This is a genomic window from Massilia sp. H6, assembly GCF_024802625.1.
Taxonomy (GTDB): Bacteria; Pseudomonadota; Gammaproteobacteria; order Burkholderiales; family Burkholderiaceae_D; genus Telluria.
This window is the reverse complement of sequence record NZ_CP103371.1, coordinates 384,695-400,142: the sequence shown is the minus strand read 5'-3', so window position 1 is coordinate 400,142 and position 15,448 is coordinate 384,695. Positions and strand designations below refer to the sequence as shown.

The following is a 15,448-nucleotide window of genomic DNA, read 5'->3' as shown; positions in this document are numbered from 1 at the left end:
GATCTCTAGGAGCAACTGTGAGCATTATCGAAAAAGCGGCCCGCCGCATCGACCAGGAGCGCGGCCAAGCGCCTGCACCGGCCCCACTGCAAGCCCCAGCCGAGGTCGACTTCAACGACCCCGTCGTGGCTGCCGCGCCGGCTACCGCGTCGGCTACCGCGTCGGCTACCGCGTCGGCTACCGCGCCGGCTACCGCGCCCTCCGTTCAGGCGGCTGCACCAGCCTCGCCCCCCCCCACCCCTGCCGGGGCAGCCACGACCGCACGCCAGTCGACCCAGAAAGTGGAACTTGACCTGGCCAAAATGCGCGAGCTGGGCATGGTCACGGCCGCGGGCGGTCGCACCAGCCTGCTCGAAGACTTCCGCATCATCAAGCGTCCGCTGCTCAAGCGCGCGTTCAGCGCAGCTGCCAAGGGCGACAATCCGGGCAACCTGATCATGCTCACCAGCTCGCTGCCGGGCGAGGGCAAGACCTATTGCGCGATCAACCTGGCGATGAGCATCGCCATGGAACTCGATCACACCGTCTTGCTGGTGGATGCCGACGTGGCGCGCCCATCGGTCTTGCGCACGCTTGGCCTGCCGGCCCAGCGCGGCCTGATGGACCTGCTCATCGACGACAAACTCGACATGTCCGAGGTACTGCTGCGTACCAACGTCGACACCCTGAGCATCCTGGCCGCCGGCACCAGCACGCCGCGCGCAACCGAATTGCTGGCCAGTTCGACCATGACGAACCTGGTGAAAGAAATCGCCCACCGCTACCCGGACCGGATCGTCATCTTCGATTCGCCGCCGCTGCTGCTCACCAGCGAAGCGCGCGTGCTGGCCTCGCACATGGGCCAGATCGTGGTCGTGGTCGAATCCCAGACCACAACCCAGCATGCGGTCAAGGAAGCGCTGCACCAACTGGAAGGCTGCGCCAACGTCAACCTGATCTACAACAAGACCAGGGATATCCCCGGCATTGAAGAGACGTATGACTACCATTACGGATAAGCATACCCGCAGCTTGCGCAGCAGGCTGCCACGCCTGGCCCCGCTCGCAGCGGCAATGGCGGCCATGCTCGTCTCGCCCGCCAGCCTGGCCGAATGGCGCTTTGCTCCGTCGCTCGACATTACGGAAACCTGGACCGACAACGTCGACCTGCAGCCGGACGAACGGGCGCGTACCCAGCTGGTATCCGAAGTCACGCCTGCGTTCAGCCTGGCGGTCAACAACCGCCGCCTGAAAGCGGCAGCGTCGGGTTCATGGCGCCAGTTTTTCTACAGTGACAGCGACTCCTTACGCGCGCGCAACGACCACCAGGCCAGGTATGCCGCTCGCTTGCAAGGCATCCTCGCCGAAGATGTCCTGTTCCTCGACGCCAGCGCCAGCTCCAGCCAGCAAAACGTGTCGGCCTTCGGTCCGCGGGCCATCAATAATCCGTATTCCACGCTGAACAATACCGAGATCAAGACCTGGAGCATCAGCCCCTATCTGGTGCAGCGCTTCGGGCGCCAGGCAAGTGCGGTCCTGCGCTATACCCGCGACTCCGTCGAGAGCGACCAGCGGACCCAGTTCGGCAACAGTACGTCCGACACCGTCTCGCTGAACCTGAGCAGCAATCCTGAGCTACGCTCGCTTGGCTGGGGACTGAGCTACCTGCACCAGGACCAGGACAACGAGCTGGCCGGACAGTCCTCGGTCGAAAACCTCAATACCAACCTGCGCTATCGCCTGAACCGGAAATTCGCACTGACGGCATCGGCCGGCTATGACCGCTACGACTACCAGGCCCTGGGCGGAAGAACCGCCGGGCGCAGCTGGTCGACCGGCTTTGCATGGACGCCGTCGCAGCGCACCAACGTGCAGGCTTCGATCGGCCGCCATTTCTACGGCACCACCGGCTCGTTCGCCGCGAGCCTGCGCAGCCGGCGCACCGTGTGGAGCGTCGACTATGGCGATACGATCACCAACTCGCGCTCGCAGTTCACCCTTCCTTCTGCACTCGATACGGCGGGGCTGCTCGACGGTCTTTTCAGCACGACCATTCCCGATCCCGTGCTGCGCGCGCAAGCAGTGGCCGCGTATATCCAGCAAACCGGCTTGCCGCCGAGCCTGGCTAACAACGTCAACTACCTGAGCAATCGCTACATGCGCCAGAAACTGCTGCAGGCATCGGCTGCATTCAAGTGGTCGCGCAGCAGCAGCGTCATGAGCCTGTACGGCAGTGAACGCACGGCCCTGTCTAGCCAGGAAAGCGACAGCGAACTGCTGGGCAGCCAGCTTGCTTCCCTCAACGACAATGTGCGCCAGCTTGGCGTCAGCGCGACCTACACCTATAACCTGAGCCCTCGCTCGAGCCTGGTCGCTGGCGCATCCTACAGCCTGAGCGAATCGCTCACCACCGGTCTCGAAGATCGCCAGCGCCTCGTGCGCGTCGGCCTGGACAGCAAACTCGGCCGCCACCTCGTGGGTCGGCTGGAACTGCGCCGCCGTAGCGGCGGTGCCGGTGTCGGGTTCCAGCAGGCATCGGGGCGTGACTACACCGAAAACGCCATCGCGGCGACCCTTTCCATGAAGCTCTAGACGGGACGAACACGATGTACGAAACCTATTACGGACTGTCCGCCAAGCCGTTCCAGCTGCGCCCGGACCCCCACTTCTTCTTTGGCAGCAAGGGCCACAAGCGCGCCATGGCCTACCTCGAGTACGGCATGTCGCAGGGCGAGGGCTTCATCGTCATTACCGGCGAAGTCGGCGCAGGCAAAACCACCTTGGTGCGCAACCTGCTCAACAAGATCCCGCTCGACCAGATCGTCGCGGCCCATATCGTCAACACCAGCCTCGACCCGGAAGACACGCTGCGCATGGTGGTATCGAACTTCGGCCTGCCGTACGAAGGCGCCAGTAAGGCCGAGCTGCTCAACCGCCTCGAGCAGTTCCTGCGCAGCGTCGATCGCCAGGGCAAGCGCGCCCTGCTCCTGATCGACGAAGCCCAGAACCTGAACGCGCGCACCGTAGAAGAACTGCGCATGCTGTCGAACTTCCAGACCGACGAGCGTTCGCTGCTGCAGACCTTCCTGCTCGGCCAGCCCGAATTTCGCACCACCCTGCACAGCCCCGGCATGCAGCAGTTGCGCCAGCGCGTGATTGCCAGCTACCACCTGGGCCCGATGGATGCGCAGGAAACCCGCGCCTATGTCGAGCACCGCCTGGCCACCGTCGGCTGGCAGGGCGACCCCGCTTTTGATGATGGCGCCCACGCGGCGGTGTTTGCCTACAGCGGCGGTATTCCGCGCAAGACCAACACGCTGATGGACCGCGTTCTGCTGATGGGCTACCTGGAAGAAATGCACGCCTTCACCGAAGCCGACATCGGCGAAGTGGTGCGCGACATCTCGGAAGAATACGAACTGCCCGATGCCGGCGGCGAGGCCGACCCGATGGCGATGCTGGAACCCGGCCTGCGCGCCACGGACAACCGCGGGGGAGACCGCCGCGCCAGCGTGGAACTGCTCGACGAGCGCATGATGCGGCTCGAGAAATCGATCGTCTCGGTACTGTCGATCCTGAAGAAAATCGTCGCCACGCCCCAGGGCGCGCCGGCCCAGCACACGGATAACCAGGAATGAAACCCTACGAACCGGTCGCGCGCCAGGCTCCTGCCCCAGGTGAGCGCATCAAGAACGCCATGACCTGCGACGTCGAGGATTACTTCCAGGTCTCGGCCTTTGCCCCCTACATCGATCGCGCCAGCTGGCCGGCGCGCGAATGCCGGGTCGAGGCCAATATCGAACGCATCCTGGCCATCTACGAGCGCCACGGCGTGCGCGCGACCTTCTTCACCCTTGGCTGGATCGCCGAGCGCTACCCGCAAATGGTGAAGAACATCGTCGCCGCCGGCCACGAACTGGCCAGCCACGGCTACGGCCACCTGCGTGCATCCGACCAGACCCAGGCCGAATTCAGCAACGATATCCGCTCGGCCAAGGCGCTGCTCGAAGACATCGGCGGCCAGGCCGTGCTGGGTTACCGCGCGCCGAGCTTCTCGATCGGCCACGCCAACCTGTGGGCGCTGGAGGCGCTGCACGACGCCGGCTACCGCTACAGCTCGAGCATCTACCCGATCGCACATGACCATTACGGCATGCCCGACGCGCCGCGCTTCGCCTTCTACCCGCACGGACCCGATGGCCTGCTGGAAGTGCCAGTCACTACCGTCAACATGTTCGGCCGCAACCTGCCGGCCGGCGGCGGCGGCTATTTCCGCCTGCTGCCCTACGCGCTGTCGCGCTGGATGATGCGCAAGGTAAACCGCGAAGACGGCCAGCCAGCGCTGTTCTACTTCCACCCGTGGGAACTCGATCCGGGCCAGCCGCGCCCTGAAGGGCTGGACGCCAAGTCGCGCTTCCGCCATTACGTCAATATCGAACGCATGGAAGGCCGGCTCGAACAGCTGGCGCGCGATTTCGCGTGGGACCGCATGGACCGCATCTTCCTGGAACAGAAATAAAAGTTAGGCACACCGCACCATGAACTCGATCATCGAAGCCGCGCAGGCCAAACGCGCCGCCCCGCTGCTGGCCACCGGCCCCCAGACCTTGCACCTGCTGCAAGCGCAGGATGCTCCCCGCTGGGACGCCTTCGTGCGTGCCTGCCCGAATGCGACCTTCTTCCATCTGTCGGGCTGGCAGAAGGTGATCGAGGAATCGTTCGGCATCAAGACCTGGTTCTATTACGTCCAGCAAGACGGCCAGATCCAGGGCGTGCTGCCACTGGCCGAGATCAAGAGCCGCCTGTTCGGCCACTCGCTCGGTGCAATGCCCTTCTGCGTGTACGGCGGCGTCGCCGCGCTCGATGATGGCGCCCGGGCCCTGCTCGACGAAGCGGCCGACAAGCTGGCGCGCGAATTGAACGTCGGCCACCTCGAGTACCGCGGCATGCAGCGCGCCCACCCCGGCGACGACAGCTGGCACACCAAGGAACTGTACGTCACCTTCCGCAAGGAGATCTCGGCAGACGACGAGGCCAACCTGAACGCCATCCCGCGCAAGCAGCGCGCCATGGTGCGCAAGGGGATCAAGCTTGGATTGAAAGGCGTGGTCGAGAACCATGTCGACAACATGTTCGAGGCCTATGCCAACAGCGTGCTGCGCCTGGGAACACCGGTGTTTCCGAAGAAATACTTCGCCAAGCTGCAGCAGGTCTTCGGCGACGAATGCGAAGTGCGCTCTATCTACACCGCCGACGACCGCCTGGTCGCCTCGGTGCTGTCGTTCTACTGGCGCGACGAAGTCGTGCCCTACTACGGCGGCGGCATGGACCTGGCGCGCGAAGTGGCCGGCAACGATTTCATGTACTGGAACCTGATGCAGGCAGCAAGCGCCCGCGGCTGCCGCGTCTTCGATTACGGCCGCAGCAAGCTCGGTACCGGCGCCTACGATTTCAAGAAGAACTGGGGCTTCACTGCCGAACCTCTCCCCTACGAGTACAAGCTGTACGCATCGAGTGCGCTGCCGGACAACAATCCGCTGAACCCGAAGTACCAGCTGTTCATCAAGATGTGGAAGAAACTGCCGCTGCCGGTGGCGAACTTCCTTGGCCCGTATATCGTGCGCAACCTGGGATAAGCCGTGGAAGACCTGCTCCTGCTGATCCACCGGATCCCCTACCCGCCCAACAAGGGCGACAAGATCCGTTCTTACCACCTGCTCAAGCACCTGGCGCGCGACTACCGCGTGCACCTGGCGACTTTTGTCGACGATGCCGACGACTGGCAGCACGTGCCGACCGTGGAAAAGCTGTGCGCGAGCAGCCATTTTGCCAGTCTCAATCCCTTGCTGGCGCGCGTGCGCAGCCTCAAGGCGCTGGCCACCAACCGCTCGCTCTCGCTCGACTACTACCGCGACGCCGGCATGCAGCGCTGGGTCGACGATACCGTCGCCGCGCATGGCATCGAGCGCGTGCTGGTATTCTCGTCGGCGATGGCGCAATACGCCGACAAGTATCCACGCGCGCGCCGCGTGGTCGACTTCTGCGACGTCGACTCCGACAAATGGCGCCAGTACGCCGACAAGAAATCCTGGCCAATGAGCTGGCTGTACCGCCACGAGGCGCGCCAGCTGCTCGCATACGAGCGTCAGGTGGCGCGCAACTACGATGCCTCGCTGTTCGTATCAGGCCCCGAAGCAGACCTGTTCCGCCAGCTGGCGCCGGAAAGCGATGCCAAGATCGGCTTTTTCAGTAACGGCGTCGATACCGACTACTTCTCTCCCGAGGCGGTGGGCCCCAGCCCATTCGCCGCCGGCGAACGCGCCATTGTCTTTACCGGCGCCATGGACTACTGGCCGAACGTGGATGCGGTGCAGTGGTTCGCCGACGACGTGATGCCGCTGCTGCGCGCCAGCTTTTCCGACCTGCGCTTTTATATCGTCGGCGCGCGCCCTGCGCCCGCGGTGCTGGAACTGGCCAAGCAGCCGAACATCGTCGTCACCGGCACCGTGCCCGACGTGCGCCCCTATATCGCGTACGCGCAGGCGGCCGTGGCGCCGCTGCGCATCGCTCGTGGCATCCAGAACAAGGTGCTCGAGGCGATGGCAATGGCCACCCCGGTAGTGGTCTCGCCTCAGGCCCTCGAAGGCATCGATGCCGAGCCCGGCCTGGAGCTGGTGCTGGCGCAGGACGCCGCCGGCTTTGCCGACGCAGTCGCCGCCCTGTTGGCACGCAGCAGCAATGAAATCGGCCTGGCCGCGCGCGCCAGGGTCGAACGCAACTATAGCTGGCCGAGCAACCTGGCCTGCATCGGAGAGCGACTCGAATGCATCTGACACCTCCACCCGGCGTGATTCACACGCCCGTTCCGCTGGCGCGCGCCAGCATGATCCCTTTGGCGCTGGCACTGCTGGCGCCCTTCCTGCTGTATTTCGCCACCGCCGCCTCGATGGTGTCGGTCTGGAACAGTTCCGAGACCTTTGCCCACGGTTACATCATCCTGCCGATCAGCCTGGCCTTGATCTGGCGCCAGCGCGCCTGCTTCGGGCAGCTGCCGGCGCAGCCGTGGCGTCCGGGGCTGGTGCTGCTGCTTGGGGCCGGCGCCGCCTGGCTGGCCGGGCGCATGGGCGATGTGCAAGTGGTAATGCAATACGCCTTCGTGGCCATGTTCCCGATTGCCGCACTGACCCTGCTCGGGCCGCGCCTGGCGTCGAAATTTACCTTCCCATTGCTGTTCCTGCTGTTCGCGGTGCCGTTCGGCGAGGTCTTCGTCAACCCGCTGATCGAGTACACCGCCGACTTCACGGTGTGGGCGGTGCAGGCCACCGGCATCCCGGTGCTGCGCAACGGCACCCGTTTCGAACTGCCCACCGGCAGCTGGTCGGTGGTCGAGGCCTGCAGCGGTATTCGCTACCTGATCTCGTCGATCACGCTCGGCTGCCTGTACGCCTACCTCACCTACCGCTCGAACCTCAAGCGCGCCATGTTCATCGGCCTGGCGATCCTGGTGCCGATCGTCGCCAACTGGCTGCGCGCCTACGGCATCGTCATGATCGGCCACACCAGCGGCATGACGCTGGCGACCGGCGTCGACCACCTGGTCTACGGATGGCTGTTTTTCGGCGTGATCATGTTCATCATGTTCTGGATCGGCAGCTTCTGGCGCGAGGATGACCTGCCGCTGCCGGCGGCCGCGCAAACTGCCACCTCCGCGCAGGATGTCGCGTTGCGCCCTGTCAGTTTGGTTCCGATGGCCGTGGCAGTGGTGGCGCTGGCGGCGGTATGGCCGGCATTTGCGCTTCTCAACGACCGCGCCAACCACAATCCGCAGGCAGTCGCACTGGCCGAACCGGCCGTGGCCCTGCCGCCGGCCCAGTCCTTCCCCGCCTGGAAGGTCGACTACATGGAGCCGGATGCCCGCCTCGAGCGCGTCTATCGTGCGCCTTCCGGCCAACCGGTACAGCTGCAGCTGCTGTACTACCGCAACCAGAGCAAGCAAAAAGGCCTGATCAGCTCCGTCAACCGTCTGGCGGGCGAAAAGAGCAACTGGCATGAGACTGGATCGTCGCTGCTTACCGAAGAGGCAGGCGGGCACCGACTGGCACTGCGCGAGGCGCGACTGGACGGCCCGGGCGGGCCGCTGGTGGTGTGGCATGTGATGTGGGTGGACGGTCATTACCTGTCGAGCAACGTGGCCGGCAAGCTGCGCCAGGCCCAGGGCAAGCTGCAGTTCCGCGGCGACGACGGCGCCCTGGTGGCGATCGCCACCCCGGCCGGAGACAATCCGGACGCAGCACGCGCCACGCTGCGCGCTTTCCTGGATAGTAATTTTGCTGCGGTCGATGCCGCGCTGGTTGCCGCGCGTGGACGCTGAAATGAGGTCCGTGCCGGATACCGCACAGCCACCGCTGGTTGCGCACCTGATCTACCGGCTCGATATCGGGGGCCTGGAAACGCTGCTGGTCGATACGATCAACCGCATGCCTCCAGGGCGCTATCGCCACGCAGTGATCTGCCTGACCGACTACACCGATTTCGCGGCGCGCATCTCGCGCCCGGACGTCGCGCTGTTTGCCCTGCACAAGCCGGCAGGGCTCGCGCTCGGCATCCACGCCAGCCTGTTCAAGCTGCTGCGGCGCCTCGGCCCTGCAATCTTGCACACGTATAATCTCGGCACCATCGAGTACGCCGCCACCGCCTGGGCGGCCGGGGTACCGGTGCGCGTGCATGCCGAGCATGGCCGCGACGCGCGCGACCCGCTGGGTGTCAACCCGAAGCACAATTTACTGCGTCGCCTGGTCACGCCCTTCATTGACCGTTACGTGCCGGTCTCGCGCGATTTGCGCGGCTGGCTGGAACAGGTCGTGCGCATCCCTGCGCGCAAGCTGCAACTGATCGACAATGGCGTCGACACCGAACGTTTCCAGGCACATGGTCCGGTGACGACCGAGGCCTGGCAGGATGATCCCGATGCTTTCATTATCGGCACTGTCGGCCGCCTGCAGGACGTCAAGGACCAGGCTTGCCTGATCGATGCCTTTGCGGCCTTGCGCCGCCTGTTGCCGGACGAGCGACTGCGCCTGGTGCTGGTCGGCGACGGCCCGCTGCGCACGCAGCTCCAGACGCAGGTGACCGCAAGTGGCCTGCAAGACAGCGTCTGGTTCGCCGGCGCGCGCAGCGACGTGGCGCCGGTAATGCGCAGCTTCTCGCTGTTTGCACTGTCCTCGATTGCCGAGGGCACCCCGGTGACCCTGCTCGAAGCCATGGCCAGCGAGCTGCCGGTGGTGGCCACCGCCGTCGGTGGCATTCCCGACCTGCTCGACCTTGGCAGCAGCAGCGCCGCCGGCGCCCTGGTGCCGGCCGGCGATGCACAGGCCATGGCGGCTGCGATCGCGCCTTATGTGCGCGACCGCGCGCTGGCGCGCCGTCACGGCGCCGCCGGACGCGCCCGCGTCGAACAGCATTACAGCATGCGCGCCATGCTGGCCGCCTACGTCGCTCTGTACGACGAACTGTGCGCGGCCAAGACAACACCAGGAACACCAAATAAGGCAATCACACCATGTGCGGAATAGTTGGAATTTTTGACATGCAGGGCAACCGCGCCATCGACCGCGACCTGCTGCATCGTATGAACGAAACCCAGTTCCACCGCGGACCGGTGGAAGGCGACCTGCACCTCGAGCCGGGCCTGGGCTTCGGCCACCGCCGGTTGTCGATCATTGCGCTTGAAGCCGGGCTGCAGCCGCTGTTCAACGAGGACGAGACCATCGCGCTGGTATTTAATGGCGAGATCTACAATTTCCGCGAACTGCGCGCCGAGCTGCAAGGCCTGGGCCACACATTCCGCACGCCGTCGGACAGTGAAACCATCGTGCACGCCTACGAACAGTGGGGCGAAGATTGCGTCGGCCACCTGCGCGGCATGTTCGCTTTCGCCATCTGGGACCGTCCCAAGCAAACGCTGTTCCTGGCGCGCGACCGCATCGGCATCAAGCCAATGCACTATGCCATCCTGCCTGATGGTATGTTTGCCTTCGGCTCAGAGCTCAAGTCGCTGCTCTCGCTGCCCACCCTCCAGCGCGAGATCGACCCGCTCGCGGTCGAAGACTATTTCGCCTATGGCTACGTGCCGGAGCCGCGCACCATTTTCACCACGGCCTTCAAGCTACTGCCGGGCCACACGCTCACGCTGCGCGTTGGCCAGCCGCTGCCGAAATCAAAGCAATATTGGGACGTGCCGTTTGCTCCGCACGCCACCATGTCCGAGCGCGACATGGAAGAAGAACTGATCAATCGCCTGCGCGAGGCAGTGCAGAGCCACTTGATTTCCGACGTGCCGCTGGGCGCCTTCCTGTCGGGCGGCGTCGACTCGAGCGCGGTGGTGGCGATGATGGCCGGCGTGACCGATGGCGCGGTGAATACCTGCTCGATCGCCTTCGACGATCCGGCCTTTGACGAATCCGATTACGCGCGCCAGGTAGCCGAGCAGTACAAGACGCGCCATCAGTGCGAGACCGTCGGCACCGACGACTACGGCCTGCTCGACACCCTGGCCGAGCTGTACGACGAACCCTATGCCGACAGCTCGGCGATCCCGACCTACCGCGTCTGCCAGCTGGCCCGCAAACGCGTTACCGTGGCGCTGTCGGGCGACGGCGGCGACGAGAGCTTCGCTGGCTACCGCCGTCACCGCATGGCGATGGGTGAGAACCGGGTACGCTCGATGCTGCCACTGGCGCTGCGCAAGCCGATCTTCGGCGTGCTTGGCGCGGCCTATCCAAAGCTTGATTGGGCGCCACGCATGTTCCGCGCCAAGACCACGTTCGAATCGCTGGCGCGCGACCTCACCGAGGGCTATTTCCACGGTGTCTCGATCAACAACGACCGCATCCGCAGCGAGCTGTTCTCCAGCGGCTTCAAGGCCCGCTTGCAGGGCTACCGCGCGGTTGAAGTAATGCGCGGCTATGCAGCCAATGCGCCGACCGACGATCCGCTGTCGCTGATCCAGTACCTCGACATGAAGACATATTTGCCGGGGGACATACTCACCAAGGTCGACCGCGCCAGCATGGCGCATGCCCTGGAGGTGCGGGTGCCGCTGCTGGACCACAAGTTCGTCGAATGGGTATCGGGCCTGCCGTCGAGCTCGAAGCTGCGCAACGGCGAAGGCAAGTACATCTTCAAGAAAGCACTCGAGCCCTTCCTGACGAACGACATCCTGTACCGCAAGAAGCAGGGCTTCTCGATCCCGCTCGCCGCCTGGCTGCGCGGCCCGCTGGCGGAATCGATGCGCCGCGCGGTGCTCAATCCGGCCCTGCTCGATACCGGCATCTTCAATGCCGCCTTTCTCAAGCAGATGGTGGACGAACACCAGTCCAACGCCAAGGACCACAGCACGACCTTATGGTCGGTGCTGATGTTCGATGCATTCCTGCGCAAGAACGGCGCCACGGGCGCCGCACCTGCCGCGTCAGCCGCTGCCGCCGCTCCGGCCTGCGCCGTCGCCACCGCTTAAAATAGAACAACGCACACCGCGTCACCGGAACCACAAGAATCATGCGCGTCCTCCACGTCCTCGACCATTCGATCCCGCTGCACAGCGGGTACACCTTCCGCACCCGTTCGATCTTGCGCGAACAGCGCGCGCTTGGCTGGGAAACCTTTCACGTCACCGGCTCCAAGCAGCATTCCGGCGACCAGCTGGAAGACACCGTCGACGGCCTGCACTTCTACCGCACCCCCGCTTCGACAAGCGCGCTGGCCAAGCTGCCGGTGCTGAACCAGAAGGAAGTCATCGACGGCCTCACGCGCCGCCTGGCCGAGATCATCCCGCACGTGAAACCAGACGTGCTGCACGCGCATTCGCCGAGCCTGAACGCGATTGCCGCCCTGCGTGCCGGCAAGCGCTTCGGCATCCCGGTGGTGTACGAAGTACGCGCCTTCTGGGAAGACGCCGCGGTCGACCACGGCACCAGCAGCGAAAACGGCCTGCGCTACCGCGCCACCCGCGCACTGGAAACCTGGGCGCTCAAGCGCGCCGACGCCGTGACCACGATCTGCGAAGGCCTGCGCCGCGACATCGTCGCGCGCGGCATCCCGGCCGACAAGGTGACGGTCATTCCGAATGCGGTCGACATCGACAAGTTCTCGGTGGGCGGCAGCGCAGACCAGGAGCTCAAGACGAAATTGGGCCTGCAGGGTACGCGCCTGATCGGCTTCATCGGCTCGTTCTACGCCTATGAGGGCCTGGACATCCTGCTGCGCGCAGTGCCCCAGCTGGCCGCCGGCCTGCCCGACTTGCGCGTGCTGTTGGTCGGCGGCGGTCCGCAGGACGCCCAGCTGCGCCAGCTGGCGCAAGACCTCGGCATCACCAACAAGGTGGTGTTCACCGGGCGCGTGCCGCACGAACAGGTGCAGAAATACTATGACCTGCTCGACGTGCTGGTCTATCCACGCCTGTCGATGCGCCTGACCGATCTGGTCACTCCGCTCAAGCCACTCGAAGCAATGGCCCAGGGCCGCATCCTGGCCGCCTCCGACGTCGGCGGCCATCTGGAGCTGATCGCCGACGGCAAGACCGGCGTATTGTTCAAGGCCGACGACCCGGTCTCGCTGGCCGAGAAGGTCGGTGCCCTGCTTGGCGCCCAGGAGCGCTGGCCGGCGCTGCGCGCGGCGGGACGCGAATACGTCGAAAACGAACGCAACTGGCCAGTCAGCGTGGCGCGCTACAAGCAGGTCTACGGCCGCCTGACCGGATCGATCACTGCATGAAGATCCTGACGTTCAGTACGCTGTTCCCGAATGCGGAGAAGCCCGGCCACGGCATTTTCGTAGAAACGCGCCTTCGCCACCTGGTCGCGAGCGGCCGGGTCCAGGCGCGGGTGGTAGCGCCAGTGCCGTGGTTCCCATCCAGCCATCCTCGTTTTGGCCAGTATGCCAGGCAGGCCCGCGTGCCGCGCGAAGAAACCCGTCACGGCCTGCGCGTGGCGCATCCACGCTATCCAGTGCTGCCGAAAATCGGCATGAACGTGGCGCCGCTGCTACTGGCGCAGGCGGTCAAGCCAACGATCGCGCGCCTGATCGACGAAGGCTACGACTTCGACCTGATCGATGCCCACTATTTCTATCCAGACGGCGTCGCCGCAGCCATGCTCGCGCGCCACTTCAACAAACCGCTCGTGATCACCGCGCGCGGCTCGGACATCACCCTGCTGCCGCAATACCCGCTGCCGCGACGCATGATCCGGTGGGCGGCGCGCCGCGCCGACGCAGTGATCACGGTATGCGATGCATTGCGCGATGAAGTGGTTGCGCTCGGTGTCGACGCCGAGCGCGTGACCTCGTTGCGCAATGGCGTCGATCTGGAATTGTTCCAGCCCACGCCGCGCACCCCAAGCCAGGGATTCACCTTGCTCACCGTCGGCCACCTGGTAGCGGTCAAGGCACAGGAGCTGATCATCGGCGCGCTGCCGCTGTTGCCGGGCGTGCGTTTGACAGTAGCCGGCGACGGCCCGAATCGCGCCATGCTGGAAAACCTGGCGCGCGAACTGAAGGTCGCTGACCGTACCATTTTCCTGGGTGCGGTCCCGCAAGCAGAATTACGCGCCCACTACGGCGCCGCCGATGCACTGGTGCTGGCGTCCAGCCGAGAAGGCTGGGCCAATGTGCTGCTCGAATCGATGGCCTGCGGCACCCCGGTGGTAGCCAGTCGCGTGTACGGCACGCCCGAGGTCGTGGCCGCGCCGGAAGCCGGCATCCTGATGGCCGAGCGTAGTCCACAGGGCGTGGCCGATGCGGTAAATGCCCTGCGCGCCGCCTACCCAGACCGCGCGGCAACACGTCGCTATGCCGAAGGTTTTAGCTGGGACGACACGACAGGTGGACAAATCCGCGTGTTCAACGATGTAACCAACCGGCGCGTGCGCCAGCCGTCAATGGCCTTACCGACGCGGAAGTAGGATGGAAACAATTTTATGGATGGTCGATTTGGTTGCCGTCGTGTTCCTATGCCGCTGGGCGCTGCAACAGGATGGCGCATTGAGGAAACGTCGGAACAAGAAAAAAAAGATAGGCAGGAACTAACCCATGCGTGACCTGTTCCTCTTGGCGATATTGCCCTTCCTGCTGTATGCGATGACCAAGCGGCCTTTCATCGGGCTCGGCTTATGGATATGGACCGCCTTGTTTTTTCCCAACGGCTGGGTGTATGGCATGGCTTCTAACATCCGCTATAACCTGCTATTTACAGGTGTAACAGTGCTGTGTTACATGGCACAAAAACACAAACCAAAGCTACACCTTGGCGGCCTGGGGGCAATGGTGCTGCTGTTCTTTCTGTGGACAACCGCCTCGACCGCGATGACTTTGGCGTCGCCCGAGGTGTCCTGGGATATCTGGAGCCGCTTCGCAAAAGTGATGATGCTATTCCTGTTCGTCCTTCTGATCGTCGAAAAGAAGCTGCATATCGAATTCATCTTGTGGTGCGTGGTATTGTCAGTCGGCTTCTACGGTAACCTCGAAGCGCTCAAGTTCATCGCCAGCGGCGGCGGCCACAAGATCGCAGGTATGCATGGCCACGTGTTGGGCGACCGCAACGAGTTGTCGCTCGCTTTCGTGATGACGCTGCCAATCTGTTACTACCTGTTGGGTGAGTATCGCAATCGCTCGCGCGTGGTAGCCGTCGCGCTGCTAGGTACCATGTGTCTTCTGGTGACTGCGGTTGTGGGCACCCAGTCGCGCGGCGGCTTTATCGCGCTGACGGGTTTTGGCGCCTATCTTTTCCTTAAAACCGACCGCAAGATTCCTATCCTGCTCCTGGTCAGCGTCCTGGCCCTAGGTCTGTCGTATTTCGTGTCGGACGAGTGGATGTCGCGCATGGACACCATCGAATCAGTCGATGGTGACGCTTCTTTCATGGGGCGCGTAGTGGCTTGGAAGCTTAGCTTCATCCTCGCGGTTCAAAATCCGTTTTTTGGCGGCGGTTTTAAATCGCTCGAATACTTCCCGGTCTGGGCTGAACTGTCGCGAGATTTTTTCTCATATGAATGGTTCTACACTGGCGACGCGTTACCCCACACCGACGTCGGGCGTGCCGCGCACAGCATTTATTTTCAGGTTTTAGGCGACCAGGGTTTCGCAGGACTTGCGATATATCTCACCTTCCTTGGAGGTGCATTTCTTAAAGCAGGTCGCATAGCGCGCGATGTCAAGTCGGAGGGCTGTCTCAAATGGGTCGGTTCGCTCGCAACTATGCTGCAACTAAGCTTATTTACGTTTGCGCTTGGCGGGGCAGCGCTCAGCTTGGCATATTTCGAACTAGTCTTTGCGATCATCGCACTGCTGATCGTTCTCGAATCACGCGTCCTCCGTGCAGTCCGCTCCCAACAGCATGTGGACGAGTCGTCGGCAACGACTGAGGCGGTAACGCGACGCACCGCAGAAACGGCAGCAACGTCATGACAGTCAATCG

The 15,448-nt window shown here is 64.0% G+C and carries 12 protein-coding genes; all 12 read left to right on the top strand.

Annotated features, from left to right (window positions below):
* Nucleotides 1-17 precede the first annotated feature (17 nt).
* The 12 genes from NRS07_RS01775 (at nt 18) to NRS07_RS01720 (ending at nt 15,438) form a co-directional block, all read left to right on the top strand.
* A complete protein-coding gene (locus NRS07_RS01775; protein ID WP_259210621.1) occupies nt 18-998 on the top strand; it encodes an XrtA-associated tyrosine autokinase in 981 nt (326 codons plus the stop codon).
* Nucleotides 979-2,571, top strand: a complete 1,593-nt coding sequence (locus tag NRS07_RS01770; RefSeq protein ID WP_259210618.1) for a TIGR03016 family PEP-CTERM system-associated outer membrane protein — start codon at nt 979-981, stop codon at nt 2,569-2,571. Before NRS07_RS01775 ends, NRS07_RS01770 begins: the two co-directional genes overlap by 20 nt.
* Nucleotides 2,572-2,585: 14 nt before the next feature.
* Nucleotides 2,586-3,617, top strand: coding sequence for an XrtA/PEP-CTERM system-associated ATPase (locus NRS07_RS01765; protein ID WP_259210615.1), 1,032 nt, complete (start codon nt 2,586-2,588; stop codon nt 3,615-3,617).
* Nucleotides 3,614-4,498 carry an XrtA system polysaccharide deacetylase gene (locus tag NRS07_RS01760; protein ID WP_259210614.1) on the top strand — a complete coding sequence of 295 codons (885 nt, stop codon included), beginning with the start codon at nt 3,614-3,616 and terminating at the stop codon, nt 4,496-4,498. The genes NRS07_RS01765 and NRS07_RS01760 overlap by 4 nt, the downstream gene beginning before the upstream one ends.
* A gap of 19 nt (nt 4,499-4,517) precedes the next feature.
* Nucleotides 4,518-5,615, top strand: a complete 1,098-nt coding sequence (locus tag NRS07_RS01755) for a FemAB family XrtA/PEP-CTERM system-associated protein (protein ID WP_259210613.1) — start codon at nt 4,518-4,520, stop codon at nt 5,613-5,615.
* Between the two features lie 3 nt (nt 5,616-5,618).
* Nucleotides 5,619-6,812, top strand: a complete 1,194-nt coding sequence (locus tag NRS07_RS01750; RefSeq protein WP_259210611.1) for a TIGR03087 family PEP-CTERM/XrtA system glycosyltransferase — start codon at nt 5,619-5,621, stop codon at nt 6,810-6,812.
* Complete coding sequence (xrtA, locus tag NRS07_RS01745; protein ID WP_259210609.1) at nt 6,803-8,350, top strand: exosortase A; 1,548 nt, start codon at nt 6,803-6,805, stop codon at nt 8,348-8,350. The genes NRS07_RS01750 and xrtA overlap by 10 nt, the downstream gene beginning before the upstream one ends.
* A 1-nt stretch (nt 8,351) precedes the next feature.
* Nucleotides 8,352-9,551, top strand: coding sequence for a TIGR03088 family PEP-CTERM/XrtA system glycosyltransferase (locus NRS07_RS01740; protein WP_259210608.1), 1,200 nt, complete (start codon nt 8,352-8,354; stop codon nt 9,549-9,551).
* Entirely contained in the window at nt 9,539-11,494 is a 1,956-nt protein-coding gene (locus tag NRS07_RS01735) for an XrtA/PEP-CTERM system amidotransferase (protein ID WP_259210606.1), read from the top strand. The genes NRS07_RS01740 and NRS07_RS01735 overlap by 13 nt, the downstream gene beginning before the upstream one ends.
* A 41-nt stretch (nt 11,495-11,535) precedes the next feature.
* Complete coding sequence (locus NRS07_RS01730) at nt 11,536-12,750, top strand: TIGR04063 family PEP-CTERM/XrtA system glycosyltransferase (protein ID WP_259210605.1); 1,215 nt, start codon at nt 11,536-11,538, stop codon at nt 12,748-12,750.
* Nucleotides 12,747-13,937 carry a glycosyltransferase family 4 protein gene (locus NRS07_RS01725; RefSeq protein ID WP_259210604.1) on the top strand — a complete coding sequence of 397 codons (1,191 nt, stop codon included), beginning with the start codon at nt 12,747-12,749 and terminating at the stop codon, nt 13,935-13,937. Before NRS07_RS01730 ends, NRS07_RS01725 begins: the two co-directional genes overlap by 4 nt.
* A gap of 127 nt (nt 13,938-14,064) precedes the next feature.
* Nucleotides 14,065-15,438, top strand: a complete 1,374-nt coding sequence (locus NRS07_RS01720; protein ID WP_259210603.1) for a putative O-glycosylation ligase, exosortase A system-associated — start codon at nt 14,065-14,067, stop codon at nt 15,436-15,438.
* The last annotated feature ends 10 nt before the right edge of the window (nt 15,439-15,448 follow it).

Bases quoted from the DNA above. Each gene is read 5' to 3' on its own strand.
- NRS07_RS01735 (WP_259210606.1), top strand. From the start codon at position 9,539: ATGTGCGGAATAGTTGGAATTTTTGACATGCAGGGCAACCGCGCCATC.
- NRS07_RS01730 (WP_259210605.1), top strand. From the start codon at position 11,536: ATGCGCGTCCTCCACGTCCTCGACCATTCGATCCCGCTGCACAGCGGG.
- NRS07_RS01770 (WP_259210618.1), top strand. From the start codon at position 979: ATGACTACCATTACGGATAAGCATACCCGCAGCTTGCGCAGCAGGCTG.
- NRS07_RS01725 (WP_259210604.1), top strand. From the start codon at position 12,747: ATGAAGATCCTGACGTTCAGTACGCTGTTCCCGAATGCGGAGAAGCCC.
- NRS07_RS01760 (WP_259210614.1), top strand. From the start codon at position 3,614: ATGAAACCCTACGAACCGGTCGCGCGCCAGGCTCCTGCCCCAGGTGAG.
- NRS07_RS01720 (WP_259210603.1), top strand. From the start codon at position 14,065: ATGCGTGACCTGTTCCTCTTGGCGATATTGCCCTTCCTGCTGTATGCG.
- NRS07_RS01740 (WP_259210608.1), top strand. From the start codon at position 8,352: ATGAGGTCCGTGCCGGATACCGCACAGCCACCGCTGGTTGCGCACCTG.
- xrtA (WP_259210609.1), top strand. From the start codon at position 6,803: ATGCATCTGACACCTCCACCCGGCGTGATTCACACGCCCGTTCCGCTG.
- NRS07_RS01765 (WP_259210615.1), top strand. From the start codon at position 2,586: ATGTACGAAACCTATTACGGACTGTCCGCCAAGCCGTTCCAGCTGCGC.
- NRS07_RS01755 (WP_259210613.1), top strand. From the start codon at position 4,518: ATGAACTCGATCATCGAAGCCGCGCAGGCCAAACGCGCCGCCCCGCTG.